Origin of the sequence: uncultured Dokdonia sp. (genome assembly GCF_947492815.1) — a bacterium.
Lineage (GTDB): Bacteria > Bacteroidota > Bacteroidia > Flavobacteriales > Flavobacteriaceae > Dokdonia.
Genome location: NZ_CANLOB010000010.1, coordinates 82,923 through 108,599 on the forward strand (window position 1 = coordinate 82,923; position 25,677 = coordinate 108,599).

Annotated in this window: 24 protein-coding genes; 20 read left to right on the top strand and 4 right to left on the bottom strand. The window is 33.4% G+C overall.

Annotation, left to right across the window (positions count from 1 at the left end; all coding sequences use genetic code 11):
• Window positions 1-51: 51 nt before the first annotated feature.
• The 12 genes from Q1A01_RS11420 (at window position 52) to Q1A01_RS11475 (ending at window position 13,039) form a co-directional block, all read left to right on the top strand.
• Complete coding sequence (locus tag Q1A01_RS11420; RefSeq protein WP_299680554.1) at window positions 52-1,104, top strand: hypothetical protein; 1,053 nt, start codon at window positions 52-54, stop codon at window positions 1,102-1,104.
• A gap of 3 nt (window positions 1,105-1,107) precedes the next feature.
• Entirely contained in the window at window positions 1,108-3,069 is a 1,962-nt protein-coding gene (locus tag Q1A01_RS11425) for an AAA family ATPase (protein ID WP_299680557.1), read from the top strand.
• Window positions 3,070-3,237: 168 nt separating this feature from the next.
• Window positions 3,238-4,410 carry a hypothetical protein gene (locus tag Q1A01_RS11430; protein WP_299680560.1) on the top strand — a complete coding sequence of 391 codons (1,173 nt, stop codon included), beginning with the start codon at window positions 3,238-3,240 and terminating at the stop codon, window positions 4,408-4,410.
• A 145-nt stretch (window positions 4,411-4,555) separates the two neighbouring features.
• Window positions 4,556-5,797: a DUF6638 family protein gene (locus Q1A01_RS11435; protein WP_299680563.1), complete on the top strand. Its 1,242-nt coding sequence runs from the start codon at window positions 4,556-4,558 to the stop codon at window positions 5,795-5,797.
• 204 nt (window positions 5,798-6,001) lie between these two features.
• A complete protein-coding gene (locus tag Q1A01_RS11440) occupies window positions 6,002-6,298 on the top strand; it encodes a hypothetical protein (RefSeq protein ID WP_299680566.1) in 297 nt (98 codons plus the stop codon).
• Between the two features lie 101 nt (window positions 6,299-6,399).
• Complete coding sequence (locus Q1A01_RS11445; protein ID WP_299680569.1) at window positions 6,400-6,924, top strand: hypothetical protein; 525 nt, start codon at window positions 6,400-6,402, stop codon at window positions 6,922-6,924.
• A gap of 427 nt (window positions 6,925-7,351) precedes the next feature.
• Window positions 7,352-7,978 (top strand): hypothetical protein, encoded by a 627-nt coding sequence (locus Q1A01_RS11450; RefSeq protein WP_299680572.1) that lies wholly within the window; start codon window positions 7,352-7,354, stop codon window positions 7,976-7,978.
• A 32-nt stretch (window positions 7,979-8,010) separates the two neighbouring features.
• Window positions 8,011-9,717, top strand: coding sequence for a hypothetical protein (locus Q1A01_RS11455; RefSeq protein WP_299680575.1), 1,707 nt, complete (start codon window positions 8,011-8,013; stop codon window positions 9,715-9,717).
• 9 nt (window positions 9,718-9,726) lie between these two features.
• Window positions 9,727-10,389 carry a type II CAAX endopeptidase family protein gene (locus Q1A01_RS11460; protein WP_299680578.1) on the top strand — a complete coding sequence of 221 codons (663 nt, stop codon included), beginning with the start codon at window positions 9,727-9,729 and terminating at the stop codon, window positions 10,387-10,389.
• A 158-nt stretch (window positions 10,390-10,547) separates the two neighbouring features.
• Window positions 10,548-11,546, top strand: coding sequence for a geranylgeranylglycerol-phosphate geranylgeranyltransferase (locus tag Q1A01_RS11465; RefSeq protein WP_299680581.1), 999 nt, complete (start codon window positions 10,548-10,550; stop codon window positions 11,544-11,546).
• A complete protein-coding gene (locus tag Q1A01_RS11470) occupies window positions 11,459-12,046 on the top strand; it encodes a Maf-like protein (protein ID WP_299680584.1) in 588 nt (195 codons plus the stop codon). The genes Q1A01_RS11465 and Q1A01_RS11470 overlap by 88 nt, the downstream gene beginning before the upstream one ends.
• A 33-nt stretch (window positions 12,047-12,079) precedes the next feature.
• The gene (locus Q1A01_RS11475) at window positions 12,080-13,039 is read left to right on the top strand and encodes a septum formation inhibitor Maf (RefSeq protein ID WP_299680587.1); all 960 of its coding nucleotides are present in this window, start codon (window positions 12,080-12,082) and stop codon (window positions 13,037-13,039) included.
• Window positions 13,040-13,376: 337 nt separating this feature from the next.
• Here Q1A01_RS11475 and Q1A01_RS11480 read toward each other — a convergent pair whose 3' ends face one another.
• Window positions 13,377-14,495: a serine hydrolase domain-containing protein gene (locus Q1A01_RS11480; RefSeq protein ID WP_299680590.1), complete on the bottom strand. Its 1,119-nt coding sequence runs from the start codon at window positions 14,493-14,495 to the stop codon at window positions 13,377-13,379.
• On the bottom strand, window positions 14,446-15,030 hold the full coding sequence (locus tag Q1A01_RS11485; RefSeq protein ID WP_299680593.1) for a serine hydrolase domain-containing protein: 585 nt from the start codon (window positions 15,028-15,030) through the stop codon (window positions 14,446-14,448). Before Q1A01_RS11485 ends, Q1A01_RS11480 begins: the two co-directional genes overlap by 50 nt.
• A 191-nt stretch (window positions 15,031-15,221) precedes the next feature.
• Here Q1A01_RS11485 and Q1A01_RS11490 point away from each other — a divergent pair, with 191 nt between their 5' ends.
• The 7 genes from Q1A01_RS11490 (at window position 15,222) to Q1A01_RS11520 (ending at window position 23,277) form a co-directional block, all read left to right on the top strand.
• Window positions 15,222-17,753: a PIG-L family deacetylase gene (locus Q1A01_RS11490; RefSeq protein ID WP_299680596.1), complete on the top strand. Its 2,532-nt coding sequence runs from the start codon at window positions 15,222-15,224 to the stop codon at window positions 17,751-17,753.
• Window positions 17,754-17,866: 113 nt separating this feature from the next.
• On the top strand, window positions 17,867-19,576 hold the full coding sequence (locus Q1A01_RS11495; RefSeq protein WP_299680599.1) for a sodium:solute symporter: 1,710 nt from the start codon (window positions 17,867-17,869) through the stop codon (window positions 19,574-19,576).
• A 66-nt stretch (window positions 19,577-19,642) separates the two neighbouring features.
• Entirely contained in the window at window positions 19,643-20,698 is a 1,056-nt protein-coding gene (locus Q1A01_RS11500) for an AraC family transcriptional regulator (protein WP_299680601.1), read from the top strand.
• 79 nt (window positions 20,699-20,777) lie between these two features.
• Window positions 20,778-21,131, top strand: coding sequence for a hypothetical protein (locus tag Q1A01_RS11505; protein WP_299680603.1), 354 nt, complete (start codon window positions 20,778-20,780; stop codon window positions 21,129-21,131).
• 42 nt (window positions 21,132-21,173) lie between these two features.
• Window positions 21,174-21,644 carry a YHS domain-containing (seleno)protein gene (locus Q1A01_RS11510; RefSeq protein WP_299674361.1) on the top strand — a complete coding sequence of 157 codons (471 nt, stop codon included), beginning with the start codon at window positions 21,174-21,176 and terminating at the stop codon, window positions 21,642-21,644.
• A gap of 114 nt (window positions 21,645-21,758) precedes the next feature.
• Window positions 21,759-22,736 carry a Gfo/Idh/MocA family oxidoreductase gene (locus Q1A01_RS11515; protein ID WP_299680605.1) on the top strand — a complete coding sequence of 326 codons (978 nt, stop codon included), beginning with the start codon at window positions 21,759-21,761 and terminating at the stop codon, window positions 22,734-22,736.
• Window positions 22,737-22,803: 67 nt separating this feature from the next.
• Window positions 22,804-23,277, top strand: a complete 474-nt coding sequence (locus tag Q1A01_RS11520; RefSeq protein WP_299680608.1) for a hypothetical protein — start codon at window positions 22,804-22,806, stop codon at window positions 23,275-23,277.
• A 60-nt stretch (window positions 23,278-23,337) separates the two neighbouring features.
• On the opposite strand, the gene Q1A01_RS11525 is transcribed toward Q1A01_RS11520, so the two are convergent.
• On the bottom strand, window positions 23,338-24,183 hold the full coding sequence (locus Q1A01_RS11525; RefSeq protein ID WP_299680611.1) for a DUF2911 domain-containing protein: 846 nt from the start codon (window positions 24,181-24,183) through the stop codon (window positions 23,338-23,340).
• Window positions 24,184-24,353: 170 nt separating this feature from the next.
• Between Q1A01_RS11525 and Q1A01_RS11530 the strand changes: the two genes are divergently transcribed.
• Entirely contained in the window at window positions 24,354-25,022 is a 669-nt protein-coding gene (locus Q1A01_RS11530) for an MIP family channel protein (RefSeq protein WP_299680614.1), read from the top strand.
• Here Q1A01_RS11530 and Q1A01_RS11535 read toward each other — a convergent pair.
• Window positions 25,019-25,525, bottom strand: coding sequence for a hypothetical protein (locus tag Q1A01_RS11535; protein WP_299680616.1), 507 nt, complete (start codon window positions 25,523-25,525; stop codon window positions 25,019-25,021). The genes Q1A01_RS11530 and Q1A01_RS11535 overlap by 4 nt on opposite strands.
• Window positions 25,526-25,677: the final 152 nt, after the last annotated feature.

A 25,677-nucleotide genomic window follows, 5' to 3' on the forward strand; every position in this document is an offset into this window, starting at 1 on the left:
CAAACCAAAAAGATATTCTAAACATATAACTAATAACATTTAACTGTTTAAATGCCCATAAACGAAATCATAACACCACTGGATAGTGCTACTTTAGAAAATAAGGAGCAATACAAGGTGTATTTTAAAATTGTCAAACACGCATTTGAAGAACTTGTCAAAGCACTCAAAGAAGAACAGTTATGCACGCCTTCTGAGACTACCTATATCAAACAGTATTGTGATTTACTCACCTATACCTTAGAAGCATTTAGAGTAAAATACCTCTTTGATGATGAAGAAAAAATGAAGGTAGATCTCACTGAGTCTGGACTTCCTAATTATTCTGAGTTTCGATATCTCGTGAATGATATGGAACTTAAAAATGAATATATTCAAAAGCTTCCAGCGGTAGAAACACTAAAAGATGAGTTTCTAGAAACACTCTTAAAATACAAAGAGCCAATTTCTGATAAGAAATTACATCAAGCGTCCTCTATTGTATACTATACCTCAGTAGAAAGCAAGTTTTTATTCAAGCGATTTGTACAAGGAAAGGTAATTAAAACAGCTCCTTCGGCAGATACAGAATTTATGGTGAGTTGGGCGTTTTATGATGTAGGATACAACAGACCTTTTATTTGCTTTATGTATTTCGATTTGCATAAAGTAGACATGGAAGAATATATCGAAGACATCTATAAAGTACTCGAAGCTACTGCAGATCGTAGTATCACCTTAGATAGCATGGCGTATGCAATCGATAAAAAATTACCGAATCTATTACCTAAACGAATAAAGAAAATAGATTTAGGCCCTATACATAATGTATTTGCCAAAGATGAATTGCAAGTCACACATGCCATCTTACAGTCTATCATTGATAAAAGTCTAGATCTTTCTGCATATGCCGTATCAATCACTGTGAATGAAACCTTTTCTAAAGATAGCATTCTAGAAGGAAGTATTTTTAACAAACAACACCTTCAGGTCTGGGAAAATAAAAGACCTGAGAATTATTTATTTACATCACATCGAGTGATGCAATTACTCTACGATAAAATCCCTGATAAAGTTTACGGACTCACCAGAGACCCTATCGAAATTGCAGCACTTAAATTATAATCTATGGAACACAATACAACTTTCCCTATAAAATTAAGCGAACTTGCAACCTTACGTGATGAAGCTACTTCTTATTTAAAAGGAGTACAATGGGAACAAGGTAGCAAAGCACAACGTCGCGATAAAAATCAAAAAGATGAATCCATCTTATTGTACCTTTCTAAAGCGACAAACGGTGGAGGCAGTAATGTCACGTCGGTTTCTAAAACCATACTAGCGCTTAAAAAGAGACTCCTCCCCGACTCTGTGGCAATTCCGTTGCATTTAAATCAAGCATTATATGCTTTACAAGAAGGAATCACTACAGGGATTTGGTTGAAGGATAGTTATTTTGATGCCTCTGGCTTATCGATTCTTAACGAACGTAAATCTACATTAGACACTAGTGGAAGACGTGAGTATGAATCAAAAATGCATACCGCAACTGCTTTTATGTTATATGGTACGGCCTACCGCATCTTATTTGATATTAAAGAAGCTGCTTCAGACGATTTGAGCGTCATGAAAAATAAGTTTGCAGGCATTCCTGAACTCTCGTTTATGAGTCCGTTGAAAGGGATTTCCTGTATGCTTTTTTATTATGACAAATATCTAAGTCATCCAGATATCATAAAATCAGATGATGATGTTTTAGACTTTACAGTTGTCTTTTTTGAAGCTATTATTAGTGAGATTCAACAACGTATTGGTTCGTTAGAATATACAGATACGATCACAGATAGAACCTACAAACTAGAGAAAAGTGAATTTGCAGTTTCTGGATGGGAGAATGTATTTGAAGGTACAGCCGTAAGTGTTGAGTTTAATAAAATACAATTTGAAGAAATTGTAGGAAACCGAGATGCAAAACACTTTGCGCGTAGGCTTACAGAACGCATGCTGAGCTATGATTTTGAAGCAAAGAAAAATCCATTTCAAGAATTGGGTGGTTTTATGCCTGTATTTATGGGCTATGGAATTCCAGGTACTGGAAAATCAATGCTCATTGCTGCGATTGCCACACGATTAAAAGAACATTGTGATCATCTAGATATTCCATTTTTATTTCATCCCATGCCAGATACATTGATCTCTACCTTCCAAGGAGGATCGGCAGAAAAAATGGTACAATGGATGAAACCTATGCAAGACCCTTCTCGACTCATTTTTGCACCTATTGATGATGCAGAAAATAATTTACAGGAGCGTACCGCACAAGGAGTTTCAGCAGGAGTTAAAGAAGTGATTGGCGTATTCTTGAGATACACAGAAGGTGCCTATGCTATTAATTATGGAAATAGCTCCATCGGATTGTTTACCAATCTTCCAGAGATGTTGGATAAAGCCGTAATCTCTCGTGTACAAGGACGTTTTAAAATAGATGGTGCTCGTACCATTCCAGATTTTATAGATCAAGATTATATCTGGTGGAAGCAATTAGAAAAGTCAATGCCAGACTTTATCAACATGACCGACCCAGAAAATTATGAATTTTTAAGCGAACAAGGACTTGCTAAAAACTTAGGAGAAATTTTAAATCAAAGTGAGAAACCTACGGAAGCAAAAGTTTTAGATATTTATGAGCAAGTCGCTTCTAAGCACAAATACACAGAGCATCTGTTTTTTGCAGAATTATATAAAGAGATTCAGAAAGAATTTTCATTTTTCTCTTCGAGAGACATTCGTAATATTCAAAGCGCTATCTCGTTACGTCTTACCGATTTTGACCTTCCTGAACAATGGTTTGAAGATCCAACTACCTATTTCAAAAAAGATTATGATACAAAACTAGTGATGCTACAAGATCTGATGAAACAAAACATGAAAGGCTTGAACTTCTCAGACATTCGTCGTCAAGAAGTAGTTCGTTACCTTGATAATGTTGCTACGATTGCCGACACTGAGTATAATCGCAAATTAGAAGTACAAGTAAATTTCATGGAAATACAAAAAGAAGCTCGCAAAATAGTAAATACTGATAATTAAAATAAGATCCGTCTAAGTTTATTGAAGGAACGTTGAGATAGAAAGATAAAAATATATAATCTAAAAAAAGATGTTTACGCTTTCGCGAAATCGAGCTTGTGAGATTCAAGACCATCGGGAGAGCAAAGCGTTAAAGCGTATAATGGATGATTTGAATAAAAAACAACTATGAATCTTGAAAGATATATTAGTATTACTGACTTTGCAGAGCAAGAGGTATATGCTTGTATTCAAACTTTTGCTAACATATACGCTAGTTCAGGATTTACTAAAGAAGTAAAGGTCTTTAAAAGTAAAAAGAATCCATATGAGTTTTTGATTAATTTCTCTGAAGATATAGATTTTGAACGATTTATGTACCTTGTAAGTTGTATGCCTCATTCAGAAGATTTAGAACCTTTTGATAATTTTTCATACGGATATTGGACCATCTCAAAAGAGGATGATATTCATAAAGAATTACATGGAAAAAGGGTCCAGCTTTACATGTCAAAACATGAAAAACATCGAGATAATGTTTATGCCATTGCACAAGGTGATACAGAAAGCATCAAACTTGGATTTGCTCACGGAGAAGAATATATACCATTAGGAAAAAAGGAGTTTGTTTTTTTTGAAAAGAAACAAAATCCTTCAGACTTTTATCCTCCACATATCATTTATGGTATTGAAAAGGAGGAGCCTATATCAAAAAAAAATGGATGTTCTTTGTTTCTCTTATTTCTATTAATAGTAACTTCAACTGTTCTTTTTTCTTGTAATTCAAATGTATCAGATTCAAATTCATTATTTACTTATGGAAGTCTTAATAATCGATTCAATTATTCAATTCTTACAATTCAAAAACAAATTGAAGAAATTGTATCAGACGAAATTTTAAGTAATAATATCAATGCAAAAATATATCATGATGCCACAAATGATTATGTTAGTTTTTTAAATTCTATTGAAGATAGTTTTACTAAAAATGTAGATTTTTCTAGTAATGAAAGAATGGAAAAAGATTTTGCAAATCCAAAATACGTAAACAATGTCCTTTTTGAAGGAAATAATTATAGTAGCATAGGGAATAATTTTATTAAAAAAAGTAAGGAATATCAAAATATCATTTTAGAGCTTATTGAAGATGAATATTTGTTAGAGAAAATGAATATGACCTTAAACACAGATAGCGTTAGAAATAGAAAAGGGGAAAAATTATATTATTTAAATTATCTATATAAAGACAAACCTTTGATTGCAGTACTAGCAATGATTCGTTTACATAAACATACAATATTACAATATGAATATGAGCATCTACTAGTATTAAAAAACCAATTACAATCAAAAGAAACATAGGTATACGCTTTCAAGGAGCATCGTGACACAGAAGTTTATACTGAGCTTGCCAAAGTACGAAAGCGTATTAGGAGAGATTAGAATTAATAATGATAAGATATTCGCCTTCGCGGATATGAAAAGAATCCACATATGTGGGCATAAAATGAAAAAACTAAAAGAAGCAGGATTATATGGCGGGGCATTAGTGCCCGTATCAGGATCGTTAGCACAGCGTTATAACGAGTGTCTTGCCATGTTAGGTGTTGAGCCAACATCATTAAAAAGCTTTGCCATAGATGCAATGGGCTGGAGCCCAGAAATTGCACTCGAAAAAGGAGAAAACTATTACCTCAACATTGGTGAGGCAAATACCAATGCGATTATTATTTCACCAGAACAACGGTACAAACCTGTGCATATGCCTAGTCATAGTTTTGATCGAAATTTGATGGAGGCTGTCTTTGCAGCAAATAATAGGATTATACGGGATATCACCAAAGATGCTGCAATTTGTGTACATATAGATCAAAAAATTGATGCCTTTTATGAACCTTTTGATTTATTGCGTTATGATACCATCACAGTAACATTTGAATTATTAGATCAGTTAGATCAAAAACAAGCAGCACAAAACGAACTCATTAAGGAATTTCAAGAAGGGAATAATTTCATTAATCGCGAACTCCATAAAAAGCTGATTGACAATGCAAAGCAATATGGAGATTTACGTCATCGTAAACTGAATATTGATCCGTTACCGCTCAAGGTGAGTTCTTTTTATACCAGAGCTTTTGGTGGTGTATTTGTCTTAAAAGATTTTATTACAGATATTATGATCTTTGAAGATAAAGCCATCTTTGACAAAGCCATTGCAGATACAGGACATGATGTGGCTTTATTTCATAAAGATCACAACGAACTCATTGACAAACTGGTAAAAGATTTTATCATTGATGGTGACCTCAAAAAGGCTTCAAAGTCAAAGCGTTTTGATCGTATCAAAAAGCATCGATTTATGGAACACTCAAAAGAAGTCACACATTCTTTTGTTGAAATTTTAGATAGCCATTTCTTATTTAAGAAATACATTACTGGCCTTGACATTGAAGTACAGAAACAACTGAATGGGGTTGAGCTTTTCTTTCAAAAAAGTATTATTAATAAAGAGATAAAGCAGGAAGATTATATTGATAATGTGTATTACAAAGCATTGCACCAGCCACATTCTTCTTTGGAGGAAGAGCAAGCAGACCTTATCTGGAAACTTTTAATTAAAATACAACCTAATGACCCTTTGCATTTATATTGGTATGATAAAGCACAGTTTTATGAAGCATATCAAACATGGCCAGAGACCTATCAAGATTGGGTGATAAAATTGATTATGGAGGAGAATGAAGGGTAGATTGTAGATTAACGATTGTTGATTGTTGATTGTTGAAGTAATTAAAATATCGAATACTGAATAATGAACACCGAATATTGAAGTGAAAAATAACCTAAGATGATTGAGTGATTTTCGCTTTTCGCGAAAATTGCGTTGTATTGAGCTTGTCGAAATATATCGAAATCACCGAATAGGAACCAAATATAAAAACACTAACTAAACGTGGACAAGATTAGCTTTAAAAAATGGGCATTCCATTTTATGATATGGGTAATTATTATAAATAGTATTATTTATTATTTAACAGCAAATTATGTCAACAAACTCATGGCAGGAGATAGCGTAATAGTGGTCATCTCAAGACTTGGATTAGTGGGGGCTTTATTACTTGTATTGACTTTACTCTTTATTATCTTGAGCATTGTTAAGAAGGAAAAAAGAAATTATCAATTTTGGATTGCCGCAGTTGGGATATTTCTTTTTGGAGGTTTTCAGTTATTAATGGCTGTATTTAGTTAGTATAATTTTATTAAAAAAGATGTTTTTAGTACTAAAAACCAAAGTAAAAATAGTAACAAAACTTGTATAAACACTACATATAATAAAGACACTATATAATTATGACACTAGAAATTATTGTATTTATCCTTTCCATTCTTTTAGGAATTGTTCTGTATTGGAGAGAGTCTAAAAGTAATGCTGTGTATCGTTTTATAAATAAACTCACGCATAATGATGAACTCCAAATGAAACCTGATAACCGTAAAGGTTTTTTACATCTGCAACCATTTTTAATGCGCTTAGTATATGTAAGTTTATTATTTATAGTAGGAGCTATTATTTTACAATTTGTCACTCCGATTCAGGCTTTTGTTAGAGATTTTGTCTCGGCAATTGTAGGGACATTAGTAGGTACCTATATTGCTTCGGCTTTTTTATTTGCGCGTGATAGCACCAAAAAGGAAAACTTAGAAAAGGTATTTGATAAAGGGAAAGAAATGGTTCAAGATTTTACTGAAGACGTAAAAGAGAGTTTTGAATCTAAAGAACAACCTATCTCAAAAACCAAAGAAACGTCTACACAAGAGGTACCTAAAAAGAAAAGTGCCCGTGATCGTTTTAAAGATAAAGGGATGATTAAGTGATTAACGATTTTTGATTTTTGATTGTTGATTGTTGATTGTTGATTGTTGATTGTTGATTTTAAAATACTGAATATCGAATAAAAAACATCGAATAATGAAGTAAAATAAAATTATTGAGTGGTTTACAAGCAAGAGTTTCCCCTCTAGAGAGGGGACTAAGAGGTGTGTTAAACCAGAATGAACTCTATAAACTATAAATAATGTTGATTGTTGATTGTTGAAGTAAAAAATAAAATAAGGTGATTGAGTGGTTTTCGCTTTTCGCGAAAATTGTATCGAAATTACCGAATACTGAAAGAAAAAAGAATATAGAGAAGAGAACATAGACTTAAAATACAAAACTCAGTCATCTCGACGATAGGAGAGATCACATAAAGTAGCTTCTGTTTTTATTAAAAGTCCGCTTTCGCGAAAGCATAAAAAAAAATTGAATTCTAAAAAACAACATATCATCTTTATAAGTATTACATGTTTTGTATTACTATTGAGTTGTACTCAAAAAATTACTGATCCAAATATTATTTTATTTCAACATGAACTTGGAGAGGAGAATATTGCAATGATTGACCTTTTAGTAGAGGAATTTGAAGATCATTTAGAGTCTCATTATCCAAAACTTAATACTAAAGAAGCGTATACACAATTCTTAAAAGACATAAGTGATCAAGATACCAGTAATGACTCATTTTTAATTACATACCAATCTAAAGCATCACGAGAAAACTATAGAAAAAGCGCATTGTACAAAGACATTTATATTAAAGAACCATATCATCAAAAAATAGAAGGACTTGTTGAATTAAATCAACCGCCTCCAGATAAGAATAATCCAATCAATGAACCTGATAGTATATGGCGCGTAAATAATATTGGTAAGTATATGCGAGCGTTATTTGCTATTGAAGGAGATAGCTTAGTACAAACGTATTTCCGAAGCAGAGAAAGTAGTGGACTTATGTCTACTACTCGATTTGCAAAAGGCATGCAATATTACAAACCAGACTTTGATAATTATATTCACAAGAGAATTGTCGTAATAGAAAATAGTTTTTAAACTGATCACCAAAACACAAAACAAACACAACCATGATAAAATCATATTGGCAAAAAGGAGGAAAACAAAAACGTATTGTGATTATCAGTGCGATTGTACTAATCTTGCTCTTATTTTTCTTACGAGATGATTATCAGCCCGCGTTATTATTTTTACGCAAGTATGTATTTATTATCTTGATCAGTATCCTATTCTTGTGGTTTATGTTGAGAAGATTTCGCGCAAGCGTACATATAGGAAAGCGCATTTTATATCTGGTTGGAATTGCTGCTTTCTTTGGCATCTTGTGGTTTGCAGGATGGAAAACAGGTTTGTATCAATACATGCAAACATATAACGTTTACAACAATTTAAATCTTGTTGAAATACACGAACTCCCTTTAACACAAAATGAACGCATCCAACCATACAATAACATTGTGACGATGGCGTATGAGTCTATTGGAGAAACACAAGAAGTGTCGCCTCCTCAATTGGTACGTATTGATACCATAAACCAATGGACTATGGCAGTACAACCAGCTAAGGAATATATGTTCCAAAGAATGAATGATAATACCGAAGAACTTTTTACGGTAGAAAGCACCTCTCCGTTTCCGCGGTTTACAGATAAAAGTAGAGTGCCTGTTACTTTTTCTATTGGAGAATCTCTTGCTTTTAGTAGAAATACATACAATGCGGTAGTGCAACGTTTTAATTTCTTCCAATTATTTACACTAGAGCCTAGTCAGGTATATTACATGAAAAATGATGATGGGAAATGGGTTCAGGTAGTAAATCTCATCAAGTGGAAAGGTTTCTTCTTTCCGTATCCATCGTATGGAGGTGTGATGATTATTGAATCTGGAGAGCACACAGCTACAGATTATCTAGAGCGTATAACCATAGGAAAAGGCACCTATGTGCCGCCATCAAAAACACAGGACTATCCATTTTTAACAAAGCAGAATACTTTAAGTGAAGAGGTATCTAGATTGCAAGCAAAGTCGCTTCAATTCTTAGGCGGATTTACCGATCCGTTACCTTGGAATATGGAAACAGCAGTTAAAATTCCAGATCTAAAAGATGATGAAAATCAACAACCTTTTGTCACTGATTTTAATTGGAGTGGAATGGAAACACAAGCCTATAGTGGTTTGTACCATTGGTTTGGATTAGAACCTATTGGAGAAGAGCGTACTAGTTTATCGTTTAGTGTACTCATTCCTGGCGATGGAACAGACAAGCTATACTATTACAATCATGCGGCTAAAAAAGAAGGGCTCGCTGGAGTTTCTGCAATGCCTTTAAAAGTAGTAGAATCTCGTAAAGAGTATGATTGGTCTGTAAATAAGCCTGTAGAGTTTAGACCTTTTGTAAAAGAAATCGCAGGACGTAAACGTATGTTTGTGATTAGTACCATTGCTGCCAAAAGAGATGATAGCAAAAAATTTGATGGTGCTGCTACACCAGATCTGGCATTGATAGATATAGAATACCGAGATGTGATTTGGGTAGATGCAAAACATCCTTCGCAATGGGAAAGTACCATTATTGAACAACTAGGAGAAACTTGGAAAACTGATGAAGGTCTTACAGATGAAGATTTATATCCCAACAGAAATGAAATAGATTTCGAAGGTTCCAGAGACCTCTCTACTATTATAGAGGCTGCTCAGAATACTATTAAAGATAGTGTCGTAACAAAAATAGATTCTATAATTACTGATCGTAAGGAAGTTGTAAAAGACTCTTTGTAATACCTATAGATGAATGTTCCTAAAGCTATTTTAGCAACAGTTGTTTATATTATAGTTATAGAACTTTCTGGTTCATGGATTCACATTCCATCACTTACTAAAACTGAGAACTATCTTGATTATTATAACATCATTCAAGGTACTCTACAATTATTTATTATTCTTATATTTTTATTTGGAATAAAAAGGTATTGTTTCAAAAATCTTATAAAAAAAACAAATTACATATGGTACCTACTTGCTTTTATTATGGGGAGTATTTTTGTTTTTATTCAAACCCCATTAAAATGGTTTTACAACTATTTATTTGACACAACGTATTATATTGATTATAGTTTTGATGGTATATCTAAATTTCATGACATTAATTTAATTTCAATCATTTTAATAATCCCTATTGGAGAAGAATTATTTTTTAGAGGATATATTCAGAAGCGCTTACAGTTAAAGACGACAACTAGTATTTGTATTTTAGTAACTTCGATACTTTTCGCATTAATTCATGCTCCTTATTCAAATTTACTTTTAGAAGAATATTACCAAGATTGGCATTTATTTTATTTAACTTTTTTTGGTGGTCTTCTCTCTGGAATATTATATTATAAATCAAAATCAATAGGACCTTCGATAATATTTCATATTTTTTGGAACTTAATGGTTAGTATCTTTTAAAGAACATCTATGATTAACATTTACCCTTAAAGATATTTTTTCTATTTCCATCTGAATATTATTTACCAATTGATACACATAAAAAAACCATAAGTTTTTTTCTACTCCAATTTATTTATAGTACTTTGTTCTTAATACACCACACAGAACAAACTAAAGTGAACTATTTACGTCTCATACGATTTCCTAATCTAATAATAATCATTGCTACGCAATGTATTATTATGTTTGGCTTTTTCAAGCCTTACACTATTGAGCTAACGCTAAGTATATTAGGATTTATTTTCCTTGTGACAGCAACTACATTTATAGCGGCAGGTGGTTATATTATTAATGATATAATAGATGTAACCGCAGATAAGATCAACAAACCTAAGCGAAGAACTGTAGGAGTCTCTATAGATCCTAAAAGAGCGAAACTACTCTATTACTTGTTTACTTTCATAGGAATAGGTTTTGGATTTACACTTGCAGCCGTTTTAAGTACTCCATTGTATTTCCTCTTATTTGCAGGTACTGCATTTGGATTATATATGTATTCTAGATTTCTTAGAAAAATAGTGCTTGTGGGTAATGTATTAGTCAGTTTCACAATTGCTATTGCCATCGCTATCGTTCCTATATTTGAGTTACTACCTATAGATCCTGGATATGATGATGATCTTAAAAGACTGCTACTAGATATTATTTTAGATATCTCTATTGCTGCTTTTTTAATTAATCTTATCAGAGAGATTGTAAAAGATGTAGAAGATATTCAAGGGGATTATGTTGCTAGGTACCGCACACTACCTATTATTCTTGGAGCACAAAGAACTGCTCGTATCGCTTCTGTATTAAGCCTAATTACACTCACACTTATTTCTTGGTATACGTTTACTTTTTTATATGATCATAAAATAACTGTAGGCATTCTATTTTTTGGAGTCATTGCTCCTTTAGGGTATGTCGCTACACAGTTATGGGAAGCTAATAAAAAGAGCGAATTCACAAGACTTTCCTTTATTCTAAAAATCATAATGCTTGTTGGCATTATCGCTATTCCATTAATATCATACACCCTCGAAAAATGCTGTCTAAACGATTACAACATAGAAACATTATACTTGCTTCTGGATCCCCTCGTAGACAACTCTTTTTTAAAGAACTTGGCTTAGATTTTACGATTCAATTAAAGCCTATTGATGAAGTTTTCCCTACTCATTATAAAGGAACAGAAATCACAGATTATCTTGCACAATTAAAGGCGGCGGCTTTTAAAGATTTACAAGAAACTGATATTCTTATTACTAGTGATACGATTGTTTGGCATCAAAATAAAGCACTTAACAAACCAGAAAACCGAAACCAAGCATTTGAGATGATTTCGAGTCTCTCTGGAAATACCCATGAAGTAATGACTAGTGTTTGTTTTACTTCTCCAAGTAAACAAATCACTATCAATGATACAACTCAAGTGACTTTTAAAACACTGACAGAAGAAGAAATCAATCATTATATAGATAATTACCAACCCTATGATAAAGCTGGAGGATACGGTATACAAGAATGGTTTGGGTATATTGCTGTAACACGATTAGAAGGTTCTTATTTTAATGTCATGGGATTACCTACCCATAAAGTTTATGAAACGTTAATACAGCTTGCCGACTCTTAAGTTTTTAGTAATTTTAACTTAAAATTTTACGCTATGTCATTTCCCAAAAAAGTATTTAAACTAGAACGCACTCTATTTTTTTTAATGGTAGCTGTTGCCCTTATAGCTCTTTTTGTTAATTGCAAAGGAAATACAGAGGCTTCTACGCCAGAAACAATGCCTATTGCAAATAGCACCCTAAATGTTACAAAAAACAGAAACATTACCCAAGAATTCAAAGACTATTGGTATGCTGGGAAAGCAGAGATTTCTTCGTATACATTAGAACAGGCACGTTATGGTGAAATGCGCGATGGTACCGCTGCTCTTATTTTTGTAACAGAAGATTTCTTACCTGAAATACAAGTAAAAGCAGATAGACAAAATGATTCAAATGTACCTGTACTCAAAGTAAATGCCACTAAAAATTTTAATACAGGCATCTATCCATACTCCGTAATGTCAAGTACATTTTATCCTGTTTTTGAAGAAAAACATGCAATCAAAGTATCTCAAAGTATGCAGGAATGGTGCGGACACCAATATGCACAAATTAATAATAGAACACAGTTTGAAGTAAATTCGCATTCTTACTTTGAAGGAGAAGCTGATAAAAGCTTTACACTTGAAAAAGATATTTTAGAAAACGAATTATGGGCACAATTACGCATAGATCCAAAAGCATTACCAACAGGTAATTTTAAAGCAATTCCTGATTTTTCGTTTACTCGTATGAAACATGTGCCTTTAAAAGCATATGATGCAAAAGGGACATTAACCGCTACTTCCTATACATTAGCATATCCTAAACTGAATCGTTCCTTAACCATTAACTTCTCATCGGCATTTCCATATACTATAGAAGGTTGGGAAGAAACATTTGTAGATGGTTATGGCGCGCGTGCGAAAGAACTCACTACTAAAGCTACTCGCATCAAAACCATCAAAAGCGCCTACTGGGGTAAAAACAGTAACGCAGATGCTGGTCTACGTACTGAACTTGGATTAGAGTAACTATTAACAAAGGGGTGGTTGTTTTGAGGTTTTTGTAATTTTTCCCTTTACAAAAAATCAAAACTTTCCGTTCACGCTCTTCTACAAGGCAGATGCTAGTTTACGTACTGAACTTGGATTAGAGTAACTATTAACAAAGGGGGGGGTGTTTTGAGGTTTTTGTAATTTTTCCCTTTACAAAAAAATCAAAACTTTCCGTTCACGCTCTTCTATAATACAGATGCTGGTCTACGTACTGAACTTGGATTAGAGTAACTATTAACAAAGGGGTGGTTGTTTTGAGGTTTTTGTAATTTTTCCCTTTACAAAAAAATCAAAACTTTCCGTTAGATGAAAATTATATTTTTTCAAACCATACACCCATAATAGTAAATCCAATGATTTTATTTGTTTCATCCCTTACAAATTCAATAGGGCTTATAGGAATTTCTAATACATCTTTTGATAAAGACCCTATTTCATCTTTCCATGCGCCATTTCTATAATAGTAATAAAGCATTCCATTTTCTAATTGAAGTTTTCTACCAACCTGAAAGTCTTTACTAAAATAATGCCCTTCATATTCTTTCAATTCTTCTTGAGAATGCTCATAAAATGAAGTCTCTTTAAAAACCCAAGGCTTTTCATATTCAAAATCATCATAGGTATACTGTTTCTTATTCCCAGAAAAACTAAATTCCACAAGAGCATCACCGTCTTCTCCAAACAAAAATTTATGATCTCCAAGTGGAATTAGTTCTGTAATTTCATCTCCATCTAAAGTCAGCACTTTTAATTCATTATTAATTACCTTAATTGAGTTTGCCTTTCGTTCTTCATCATGCTGATAAAACAAATACGTCCCCTCATATCTCTTTAACTCTTCATTAGAAAGACGAACAGCTGCATTCATATTCTCATCTACATATTCCTCTTCCTTCTTTTTCACATATAAATCTATAAGCTCAAAAAATCGTTCTTTAAAATCCCAATCAAATGTATTCTGAGTAGTAAAAAATGCAATATCTAATTCTGGGAAGTATAAATACTTTGAGACAAAACCTAGTTTAATCATCCCATCAAAACCCATTGCTTCATAGCCATTATGAGTTTCAAACTCAACGCCCAATCCATAGTTAATACGCGTGCCATTATTCAGAACCGCCTTTGTATGCATTTTATTCCATAATTCAACCGAGCCAATAGTAGCTTTTTTAAGGTTTTGATGCCATTTAAACATATCTCTTGGAGTTGTGATTATCTGCCCATCACCAACATATCTCAAAAAGTAAAGATGCGTTTTATCAAAACCTTCTTCTGTCTCATTATAACCAATAGCTTTATTTTTTATAGTTTTTGAAGCAGCTATATCTATAAATGTACGCTCCATTCCTAGTGGTCTAAAAATACTTTCCTGTAAGTACTCACTATATGATTTTCTTGAAACTTTTTCGATAATAGAAGCTAAGTAAGACATAGTTAGCATTTGTATAATAGAAATAGTCACCTGGAGTAAAACGAAGTTCTTTTACCTTAGTAATAATATTTATAAGCTGTGGCTGGGAAATATAATCACTGTAAACAATATCCACTACTTCTAAATAATTATCAACTTCCTTTATGCCACTTGTTTGATTTAATAAATGTTCAATGGTTGGATTCCCTTTTTTATATCTAGGGAGATTTTCAATGTATTTATAAACAGGATCTTTAATAGACAATTTCCCTTCTTGTTCTAATAATAGAATTGCAGCTGCTGTAAATTGTTTCCCAATAGAGCCTACATTAAAAACAGTCTCACTGGTTATAGAAGTATCATAATCAAGATGTGCAGTCCCATATTGTTTTTCTAAAATGATTGCATCTTCCTTAAAAACTGCAATAGAAAAACCAGGTTCATCTTCATGTACTTCATATAATCTATCAATCTTTGATGCTATATTTTGAGACATTACTGAATCAGTACCTAATTGGATGAGTAGCGTCAAAGTGAAAACTAATATTTTATTCATTTCTAATGTATTTTCTTAGAGACATCGTTTATTAAGAACTGTTACAACAGTAACTCAAAATACAATTAATTCTCATTACTTAAGACGAATAGCTACAAGCCAATAATTCCTTTTTGTTAAAGAAAATGTAAAGGATTTCTGCTCGCATCCATTTTGGTTATATTTGAAAAGACTCAATACACCACAACATAATGCGTACTATCACTTTTGTATTTGCACTCCTTTTTTGTTCGCTTTGCGCGAAAACAAACGCTCAAGGAATCACAATCAAGCCAAAAAAACCAGATGCTTCAGCTATTTTTGAAGATATTAAAAAACTAAATTTCTTAGGCTCTGTTTTATATGTAGCGGCACATCCTGATGATGAAAATACGACGGCTATCTCTTATTTTGCAAATACAGTAAAAGCACGTACCGCCTATTTATCATTAACAAGAGGTGACGGAGGACAAAATATTATCGGTCCTGAATTACGCGAACTCCTAGGCGTGATTCGTACGCAAGAACTCTTGGCTGCTCGTGCAACCGATGGTGGAGAACAACGATTTACAAGAGCCAATGATTTTGGCTATTCAAAACATCCCGATGAGACACTTGCTCTTTGGAACAAAGATGAAGTATTAAGCGATGTCGTTTGGGCTATGCGCACCTTCAAACCAGATGTAATTATTAACCGTTTTGACCATAGATCTCCTGGTTCTACTCATGGACACCATACTTCAAGTGCGATGCTAAGTGTAGAAGCTTTCGATCTTGTAAATGATCCAACCAAGTATGCAGATCAATTAAAGTATACAGATGTTTGGCAACCACAACGCCAATTTTTCAATACAAGCTGGTGGTTTTATGGGAGTAGAGACGCTTTCGCGAAAGCGGATAAATCCAACCTCGTAAAAGTAGATGTAGGAACCTACTATCCTGGTTACGGACTTTCAAATACCGAAATTTCTTCTTTAAGTCGTAGTCAGCATAAATCACAAGGCTTTGGAAATACAGGTAACCGCGGAAGCAGTGACACCTATTTTGAATTATTACGAGGAGAAATGCCTACAAACAATGATGTATTTCAAGGCATAGATACTTCATGGGGTCGTGTAAAAGGAAGTAGTAAAGTAGCATCTTTACTCGCTTCTGTTGAAGCAAATTTTGATCATGCACATCCTGAAAAAAGTGTTCCTCAATTAGCCCAAGCATATGCCGAACTTCAGAAATTAGAAGATCAACACTGGAAAATTATAAAGAGTAAAGAAATACAAGATCTGATCGCAGCCTGTTCCGGATTATATCTAGAAGCTGTTGCGAGTACACAAACAGCTACAATAGGTGAAGAAGTTACCTTAAGACTAGAAGCTATTAATAGAAGTGATGTGACTATGAACTTACAAAGCATTACTGCTCCTTCTAAAAAAAGTAACCTTATTAGCGAAGACCTCGCAAACAACAAACGTTACAGAGGTGAAGAAAAAATAATGATCTCTAATGAGTTTGCATCTACTAATGCCTATTGGTTAGAAAATCCAGGCACCTTAGGAATGTATCGTGTAGATGATCGTAGGCTTATAGGAAAACCAGAAACGCCTAGAACAAATGTGGTTACTTTTGAAGTGAATATTAATGGTGTCATTTTCAGATTCGATAAGCCTATTGTTTATAAATATAATGATCGCGTAAAAGGAGAAGTGTACGAACCTTTTGAAATTGTTCCAGAAGCTTCTGCAGGTATCAAAGACAAAGTACTCATCTTTGCCAACGCCGATGCAAAACAAATTCCCGTAACTGTTACGGCGCATAAAGATGCATTAACAGGAACTATAATGCTTGATATTCCTCAAGGGTGGAATGTATCACCTAAAAGCGCACCTGTAACAATTGCTAAAAAAGGAGAACAACAAATAATTGACTTTACAGTGACTCCACCTTCAAATCAAAATGAAGGCATCATCGTTCCAAAAGTGACTGTTGGTAATACAACCTATGATAAAGAATTAGTAAAAATAGATTATAGTCATATCCCATTACAATCTTTATTTCTCCCAGCACAAGCAAAAGTAGTACGACTGGACATACAGCGTAGAGGAGATTATATAGGATATATCCAAGGTGCAGGAGATGCTGTACCACAAAATTTAGAGCAAATAGGATATCAAGTAGCTATTATTACCCCTGAAGAGATTACTAAAGAGCGCTTAGCACAGTTTGATGCTGTTGTTGTAGGAATACGTGCATATAATGTAGTGGAAGAACTACAAAGTAAGCAACCTACACTGTTAGAATATGTAAAAGAAGGAGGAACTTTAATTGCACAATACAATACAAGCGGTAGATGGGGTAATACAAAAATAGGCGCACCTTACCCTATGAAGCTTTCACGAGATCGTGTCACCGATGAATATAGTGATGTGAAGGTACTTGCTAAAGATCATCCGCTTATGAATTTCCCTAATAAAATCACTCAAAAAGATTTTGAAGGGTGGACACAAGAACGAGGGCTTTACTTCCCAAATGAATGGGCCGATGAATATACATCGATATTATCTATGCAGGACAAAGGTGAAACTCCTAAGGAAGGTAGTTTACTCGTTGCCCCTTATGGAGAAGGTCATTATATTTATACAGGACTAAGCTTTTTTAGAGAACTTCCAGCTGGAGTTTCTGGAGCATATCGTCTTTTTTCAAATATGCTTTCTATAGGAAAAGAAAAACCTAAAAAAGTAAAAGGATAACCTTATGAGTAAAGAACCTAAATACGTTTGGAAAAAATCTTACACTGTAGTTCTTATAGCTAATCTGGTGTATTTTATTTTGTTTTTCCTTTTAATGAAACAATACGTTTAGTATGGAAATTATTGATTGGATTGTTCTTGGAGCAACACTCGTTTTTATTGTTCTTTATGGAGTGTATAAAACACAAGGAAGTAAAAATGTAGAAGACTATATACGAGGAGGAAACACTTCAAAATGGTGGACAGTAGGCTTGTCTGTTATGGCTACCCAAGCCAGTGCAATCACCTTTTTATCTACAACAGGACAAGGTTTTTATAGTGGAATGGGATTTGTCCAGTTTTATTTTGGACTTCCTATTGCTATGGTCATCATATGCTTGGTTTTTATTCCATTGTATCATAAACTTAAAGTATATACAGCCTATGAATATTTAGAAAGTAGGTTTGATCTCAAGACAAGATCTCTTGCAGCTATTTTATTTTTAATACAACGTAGCCTTGCTGCTGGTATTACGATTTATGCACCTGCTATTATACTATCTGCTGTATTAGGTTGGGATCTTACTACCTTAAATATTGTTATTGGAGTCATTGTAATTGCGTATACTGTTTCTGGAGGAACAAAAGCAGTAAGCGTAACTCAAAAGCAACAAATGGCAGTCATCTTTATTGGGATGTTCATCGCCTTCTTTTTGATTCTAGATTATTTACCCGAAGAAGTTTCCTTTTCTGATGCATTAAGTATTGCTGGGGCTGGAGACCGAATGGAATTATTGGATTTCTCATTTGATTTTAATAATAGGTACACTGTTTGGACTGGTATTTTAGGAGGTACTTTTCTTATGCTTTCTTATTTTGGAACAGATCAAAGCCAAGTACAACGTTATTTGTCTGGAAAAAATATTAGAGAAATGCGTATGGGGCTTATTTTTAATGGCCTTCTTAAAATTCCTATGCAATTCTTCATCCTCCTTGTTGGGGTGATGGTATTTGTTTTTTATCAATTTAATGCAACGCCACTTAACTTTAACCCTATGGCAACAGAAGCTGTATATGCTTCTGAATATGCAGATGAATATAAAGCGATAGAAAAACGATTAGAAACAAATCAACGCTATCAAAAAGGAGCTGCCTATAATTTTGCTAAAGATCCTGCTAATGATGTCTATCAAGAACATGGACAGCAACAATCATATATCGCTAAATTTGAAGCGGTAGATAAAAATTTACGAGCAGAAGCCAAAGAACTTATAGATAAAGCTAATGATAATGTGGAAAGTAATGATAAAGACTATGTGTTTATTCATTTTATCTTGAACAACCTACCTAAAGGACTTATAGGCTTATTATTAGCGGTAATTCTATCAGCTGCTATGTCTTCTACAGCATCAGAACTGAATGCACTTGGAGCCACCACCTCTATAGATTTATATAAACGTAACGTACGTGAAGAAAAAGACGAACAACATTATGTAAACGCGACAAAACTATTTACACTTGGTTGGGGAGTACTTGCCATCATTGTGGCATGTACAGCTAGTCTTTTTGAAAACTTAATTCAATTAGTAAATATTATTGGATCTATTTTTTATGGAAATATTCTAGGTATTTTCTTATTAGCATTTTTTATAAAATATGTGAGAAGTAATGCTGTATTTATAGGGGCATTAATTACACAAGTCGTTGTTCTTGTAGGATATTTTGGAGATTGGATGCCCTATTTATGGTTGAATTTATTTGGATGCATTGTTATTATAGTAATAGCAACTATTATAGAAACGATATTTAGGTCTACAACAAGCACACCAATTGAAAACTCATAAGTAGTTTTACGACAGATAGGATCAAAATAGTATATTGCACTCTATTTGATCGTAATCAGCAAACCATTGAACGTAGAAAAAATTTCTCCAGAAATCAATAAAGTATACTTTATAGAAAAGCATACTTTAATTCATATACTATCAGGAAAAGGAAGTATTCAAGTTGATTTTGAAAACTATTTTGATTGGCAAGAAAAAGCTATCTTCTTAGAAAAAGGACAATATATTAAGTTTTTATCTGATGATTTTACGGTACGAAAAATAGAATTTACCGACGATTCAAAATTTTACAATGATGACGTTAGAGTTCTTTTCAAGCATCTTATTTCATTAGGATATATTGACTTAATGGAATGCGAAGAATGCCAAAAATTTCTTTCAAAATCTGTCATTACTCAAGATTCCTCAAATATTATTGATGTTTCTTCAAAACAATGGTACTGGCAAAACCCATTTAAAGCCAATAAAGAAGAATATCAAATCATTTTTGATACTAAAGAAATTATAGATCAAGAATATGCACATCATCTTTCAAGTGCTGATTTAGTTAACTTGATAAATGACAGAGGATATAATGCGCAAACACTTATCAAGGATAAAATAGGATTATCTGTAAAGCACTTATTAGGAGCAAAAAGACTTAAGGAAAGTAAAAAAGAAATTGTCTTTACAGAAAAGAATATTCAAGAGATTTCTTATGATCTTGGCTTCAAAGATGATGCTTATTTTAATCGCGTATTTAAAAATGCTACTGGAATTACACCTCGTCAGTTTAGAGAAAATTTTGATTTTAAACAACGAGATCAGTTTACACAAGATATTTTAGAACTTCTTCAAAAATATCACACACAAGAAAGAAGTTTAGATTTTTATGCCGATAAAATGAATCTTTCTATTAAAACATTGTCAAAAAAAGTGCAACTAAAAATGAACACTTCTTTAGGACAATTAATACGTTTAGAGCTTATCAATACTGCTAAACTAATGCTATTAGAAGGTCAAAGTATTGTTGCTATTTCTGCTCAATTAGGTTTTGAAGAACCAAATCACTTCTCTAGCTTCTTTAAACATTATTCAGGAAGTACTCCTACAGAATTCAAATTAGTAAAGTACAATTCTTAGTACTTTTTTTGTAGCATCTTCCCTCCCCTTTTGCTTCATCTTTGCAGTGTAATTAGTAAATAACACAAACAAAATAAAGATGAACATTAAAGATCAAGTAACTAAAATGGACGCTATAGTAAGTAAAGGAGCTATAGTAGACGCAGTAAAAGAATTTTTTGCAGACAATGCTACCACTTCTGATTATGGAAATGGAGGTACGAATGGTAAAGCAGAAATGATTACTAAAATGGAAGGATTTGCAGGAGCAATTGCAGCTGTAAATGGAATCACACATCACAGATCTATTGTTGATGGAAATGTATCTGCATCAGAATTTACGTTCGATTTTGACATGAAAGATGGAAGTAAAATATACTGGCATGAAATCATCCGTAGAGTATGGAATGAACAAGGACAAGTAATTCAAGAAGAATACTTTAACGCAGCTTAAAAACAAATAACAATCACATAAATAATAAACAAAAAAAAGAAAATGAAATTAATTAAATCCACCCTAGCCATCGTAGCGTTATTTGTAGCTACATCAGTATTTGCCCAAGACAAAATGGCAAACAACGTAGATAATAGTAATATCGCACTTCAAGGATATAGTCCTGTATCTTACTTAGATTTAGGCCTAGCTCAAAAAGGAAATAAAGCCTATAAATCTGAGTACAACAAAGTAGCTTATTACTTTACTTCTGCTGATCAAAAAGCAGCTTTTGATAAAAGTCCAGCTAAATATGTACCACAATACGGAGGATACTGTGCTTTTGGAACCTATGCAGGAGCAAAATTCAGAGTAGATCCAAACAAATTTATTGTAAAAGACGGTAAGTACTACTTATTCTTAAACAATGTAGAGTTAGATGCAAAACAATTATGGTTGGCTGAAAACAATCACAAAAAATTAAAAAGTGTTGCAGATAAAAACTGGAGTAAATTAAGTAAAACACATAACTAGTATTTTTAATTCAAATATATAATTGTGTTAAAAGCAAGCTGTCATAGCTTGCTTTTTTTATATACATTTATGTCGTATTGTTTGTGATACAAATAACTCATATAAAAAAGAAAAATGCAGAATACCAACTGGGCTATTTTAGGATGTGGGCATATCGCTCATAAATTTGCAGAAGACATTATAGCAACCGAAGGAGCAACACTCTATGCAGTAGGAAGTCGTAGTTTAGAAAAGGCTAACAACTTTAAGCAACAACACCAAGCCCAGAAAGCCTATGCTTCCTATGAAGCGCTTGTAAGAGATCCTGAAGTTGATATTATTTACATTGCTACACCTCATGTTTTTCATAAAGAAGTTACCATTCTTTGTTTAACACATGGCAAGGCAGTATTATGTGAAAAACCTTTTGCCATGAATCGCAATGAGGTGGAGGATATGATCGCTTTCGCGAAAGCGAAAAAAACCTTCTTAATGGAAGCCTTATGGACCTATTTTTTACCTCATTATCAATTTGCTCTACAAACGCTACATTCAGGAGAATTAGGAACCATTAAAAGTCTAAAAGCAGATTTTGGCATTGATGTTCCCAAAGACCCATCACATCGATTATACAATAAAGATTTAGGAGGAGGAAGCCTGTTAGATGTGGGAATCTATCCCGTATTTGCAGCGATGACTATACTAGGAACTCCTGAAAAAATAGAAGCTAAAGCTACATTCGATACTAATGAAATAGATCTCAATTGTGAGATGGAACTTACCTATCCTAACCAAGTAAAAGCACACTTATTTTCAGCTATCGATACGCAGACAGACACCATCTGTCATATAGAACTAGAAAAAGGTACCATTCATATACATAGTCGTTTTCATGATCCTTCAGGCATCGCTATTACAATAACTAAAAATGGTAGCGCAGAAACTATTGATTTCCCTACAAAGGTACATGGGTACCATCATGAAATTTTACACTGTCAGGAAATGCTCGCCCAAGACAGAAAAGAAAGTAACATCATGACATTTGAAAAAAGCATACAATTAATCACGCTATTAGATACGATACGTAAAGAAATTGGTTTGGTATATGGATAAATACGTATTACTATTACCAAATTTCCTAAACAATTCTCTTCATTTAATAATTCTATATACTTAAGGTATGAAACACCTAAAATATGAAGAAACACAATCTATGTATTGGTTTACTTTATTATTTGTAACAGTAACTATTTTCATCATAGCAGCTACCTATTTTCAATGGGGAAGTAATCCTATTTCTTCATGGCTCTTTGCCCTTCCTTTAATTGTTATCAATATACTTCCAATACTTGCCTTTTATAATATGAAGATTGTAATAGACTCAGAAGTCGCTAGTGTCAAATTTGGAATAGGATGGTTACATAGAAAAATACCCATACAAGATCTTGACCTCTCTACGGCAGAGATTGTACATCTTCCTTGGTATGCTGGTGTAGGGTATCGAATAAATAATAGAGGCACTTTCTTTAATACAAAACCCGGTCCTGCATTATTAATTAAAACGAAAAATAGAAATACTGAATTCTTTGTGGGTACTAAAAATGGAGCGCAAATGATTGCCACCCTAAAAGAATTGCAAAGAAATAGTGCTTAGAAACAAAAAACGCCTTCAAAAAAATGAAGACGTTTTTATGATATTTTAAAACAAAGAAACTTATTTAGCTCCCCATTCTTTTAGAGAATCTGTATTTAATTTGATATAATCTTCATTTCCAGCCTCTTTAGCCCCTACAAGTGATGCTTTAGCGGCTTTGATAGCACCTTTCTTGTCTCCTGATTTTGCAAGAATAAGAGATTGCTGACGTAATTGCCAGAAACGAGGTTCCTTGATCATAGACATTGCTTTGTCCATATATTCTTTTGCTGTATTAATATCTTTTCCATTTTCAGCCATATATACAGCCGCTGCATAATAATCTCCAGCACCAGGACCTGCCATTACTTTTTCGATTTGAGCAGATACTGTTTTGTCTGTAGGAACTCCAAAAGGAACACCTACATATGCATTCTCCCAAAGTATCCCTAGGTTTGCACCATCACTTTTAAGATCATCAAAAGTGATTGTAAATGACTCAATATCCATAGGCATTTTTTGTACAGGTACGTTTACCATAGCCGCTACTTTTGAATCATCCCACTCTCTTGGCGCTCCGCCTCCTTGATACTCTGTATAAAAATATACGGTCCATGAAGATGCTTCTGGTTTTGTGAAAATCGCATACGTTCCAGCCTTAAGCTCTTTGCCTCCTACTGTAAAATCAGTTGAAAATGTAATCTTAGTACGTTGATTTGCACCTGTTCTCCAGATTTTACCATATGGCACTAAGTTTCCAAAAATAGTTCTACCACGCATTGCTGGTCTTGAATATTCTAAACTAACTTCTGTTAATCCAACCACTTGTTCCACTTTCGAAAATGGACTAGGAGCCGGCGTGTTAATTTGAGCAGATGCACCTACTGTACATAAGGCCATTGCTGCCACAAGGAGTAATTTTTTCATAATAATTTTAGTTTTAATAAAGAGTTATATGGTTTATACGTTTTGTACACTACACGGGTTAGGTATACGAATAACGTTAATCGTTTCACAAAAATACCATTCCCACATCTATCAAACGTTAACAAAATCTTAATATCGCAACCTGTATCTTTGTAAAAAATTAAAAATTCATGAAGCGATATATCGCCGAACTTATTGGTACGTTTTCTATGGTTTTTTGTGGCTGTGGAGCAATGACTATAAATGAAATTACAAATGGTTCTGTAACACATCCAGGTATCGCTATTACTTGGGGGCTCATTGTGATGGGAATGATCTATGCCTTTGGAGATATTTCTGGGGCACATTTTAATCCAGCTGTGACGGTTGCTTTTGCTTACGCGAAAAAATTCTCTTGGCGCGAAGTTCCAAAATATATCATGGTACAAATCATCGGAGCGACACTCGCAGGGGCTATGCTTTGGTTTCTATTTCCCGAAAGCGAATTCCTAGGGAGTACGGTTCCACCAGATACTTTTGAACATTACAAAGCCTTTATACTAGAGATTTTACTTACTTTTTTCTTAATGCTAGTGATCATAAATGTATCTACGGGGTCTAAAGAAATAGGGGTAATTGCAGGAATTGCGATTGGAGGTATTGTACTACTAGAAGCCATGTTTGCAGGTCCTATGACCAATGCATCTATGAATCCTGCTCGTTCTCTCGGACCTGCTATATTTTCTGGAAAATGGCAACCTATGTGGTTATACGTTACCGCGCCTTTTATTGGAGCTCTTCTTGCTGTAATAAGTTGTAAGCTCGTAAAAGATGAGCAATGCTGTGATGATGATTGTTAAAATATACTTTTAACCTTTCGCTTTAAGCGTTGGCTATCTGAATATAACATAACAACTCCGCATTTACCATACGCTCCATATAATGCTAAAGCTATAGCTCCTTTTTTAAGCACAGTTACCCCATCAATATTTTTATTGTTTATGAGTTCAAGTACTCTATTTGTTTTTGGACTTTCATTCAGATCAAGAATATACAGATCCCCCTGAAGACTTAGAATAAACATGATTTTACATTCAAAATTTGTTTTTCCTACTGTTCTTTTTAATACTTCTGCTTTTTTAACACCTGTCAAACAGTAGCTTCTTTGTCGCTTATATACAGTATCTTCAAAAACTTTTCTTTTGATTTTAACTATTTGATCAGATACTAGATTTAGCTTTTCAAATTCCTTAATCCATTCAGTATTATGCTCGTCAGTCAAGTATAAGTCATCTTTTAGTACTTGAGATACTATTATTTCATTTACAAATAATGTTAAACCTAAGAATAATAATAGTTTCATATGCTACATATGTATCTCAAATGTAATAGTAACAAGGTCTGAATAAAATCTAAAACGAGTCAATGAGAGCGTTCATTTAGGCAAGTATACTTTTATAAACGTCTTCATGCTTATGAATGAATCCATAAACGTTAAGTCTTCTTCACTATACC

What these genes read in the sequence shown, in the direction of transcription:
- Q1A01_RS11420 (WP_299680554.1), top strand. Translation starts at nt 52, where the DNA reads ATGCCCATAAACGAAATCATAACACCACTGGATAGTGCTACTTTAGAA.
- Q1A01_RS11425 (WP_299680557.1), top strand. Translation starts at nt 1,108, where the DNA reads ATGGAACACAATACAACTTTCCCTATAAAATTAAGCGAACTTGCAACC.
- Q1A01_RS11430 (WP_299680560.1), top strand. Translation starts at nt 3,238, where the DNA reads ATGAATCTTGAAAGATATATTAGTATTACTGACTTTGCAGAGCAAGAG.
- Q1A01_RS11435 (WP_299680563.1), top strand. Translation starts at nt 4,556, where the DNA reads ATGAAAAAACTAAAAGAAGCAGGATTATATGGCGGGGCATTAGTGCCC.
- Q1A01_RS11445 (WP_299680569.1), top strand. Translation starts at nt 6,400, where the DNA reads ATGACACTAGAAATTATTGTATTTATCCTTTCCATTCTTTTAGGAATT.
- Q1A01_RS11455 (WP_299680575.1), top strand. Translation starts at nt 8,011, where the DNA reads ATGATAAAATCATATTGGCAAAAAGGAGGAAAACAAAAACGTATTGTG.
- Q1A01_RS11460 (WP_299680578.1), top strand. Translation starts at nt 9,727, where the DNA reads ATGAATGTTCCTAAAGCTATTTTAGCAACAGTTGTTTATATTATAGTT.
- Q1A01_RS11470 (WP_299680584.1), top strand. Translation starts at nt 11,459, where the DNA reads ATGCTGTCTAAACGATTACAACATAGAAACATTATACTTGCTTCTGGA.
- Q1A01_RS11475 (WP_299680587.1), top strand. Translation starts at nt 12,080, where the DNA reads ATGTCATTTCCCAAAAAAGTATTTAAACTAGAACGCACTCTATTTTTT.
- Q1A01_RS11480 (WP_299680590.1), bottom strand. Translation starts at nt 14,495, where the DNA reads ATGTCTTACTTAGCTTCTATTATCGAAAAAGTTTCAAGAAAATCATAT.
- Q1A01_RS11485 (WP_299680593.1), bottom strand. Translation starts at nt 15,030, where the DNA reads ATGAATAAAATATTAGTTTTCACTTTGACGCTACTCATCCAATTAGGT.
- Q1A01_RS11490 (WP_299680596.1), top strand. Translation starts at nt 15,222, where the DNA reads ATGCGTACTATCACTTTTGTATTTGCACTCCTTTTTTGTTCGCTTTGC.
- Q1A01_RS11495 (WP_299680599.1), top strand. Translation starts at nt 17,867, where the DNA reads ATGGAAATTATTGATTGGATTGTTCTTGGAGCAACACTCGTTTTTATT.
- Q1A01_RS11505 (WP_299680603.1), top strand. Translation starts at nt 20,778, where the DNA reads ATGAACATTAAAGATCAAGTAACTAAAATGGACGCTATAGTAAGTAAA.
- Q1A01_RS11510 (WP_299674361.1), top strand. Translation starts at nt 21,174, where the DNA reads ATGAAATTAATTAAATCCACCCTAGCCATCGTAGCGTTATTTGTAGCT.
- Q1A01_RS11515 (WP_299680605.1), top strand. Translation starts at nt 21,759, where the DNA reads ATGCAGAATACCAACTGGGCTATTTTAGGATGTGGGCATATCGCTCAT.
- Q1A01_RS11520 (WP_299680608.1), top strand. Translation starts at nt 22,804, where the DNA reads ATGAAACACCTAAAATATGAAGAAACACAATCTATGTATTGGTTTACT.
- Q1A01_RS11525 (WP_299680611.1), bottom strand. Translation starts at nt 24,183, where the DNA reads ATGAAAAAATTACTCCTTGTGGCAGCAATGGCCTTATGTACAGTAGGT.
- Q1A01_RS11530 (WP_299680614.1), top strand. Translation starts at nt 24,354, where the DNA reads ATGAAGCGATATATCGCCGAACTTATTGGTACGTTTTCTATGGTTTTT.
- Q1A01_RS11535 (WP_299680616.1), bottom strand. Translation starts at nt 25,525, where the DNA reads ATGAAACTATTATTATTCTTAGGTTTAACATTATTTGTAAATGAAATA.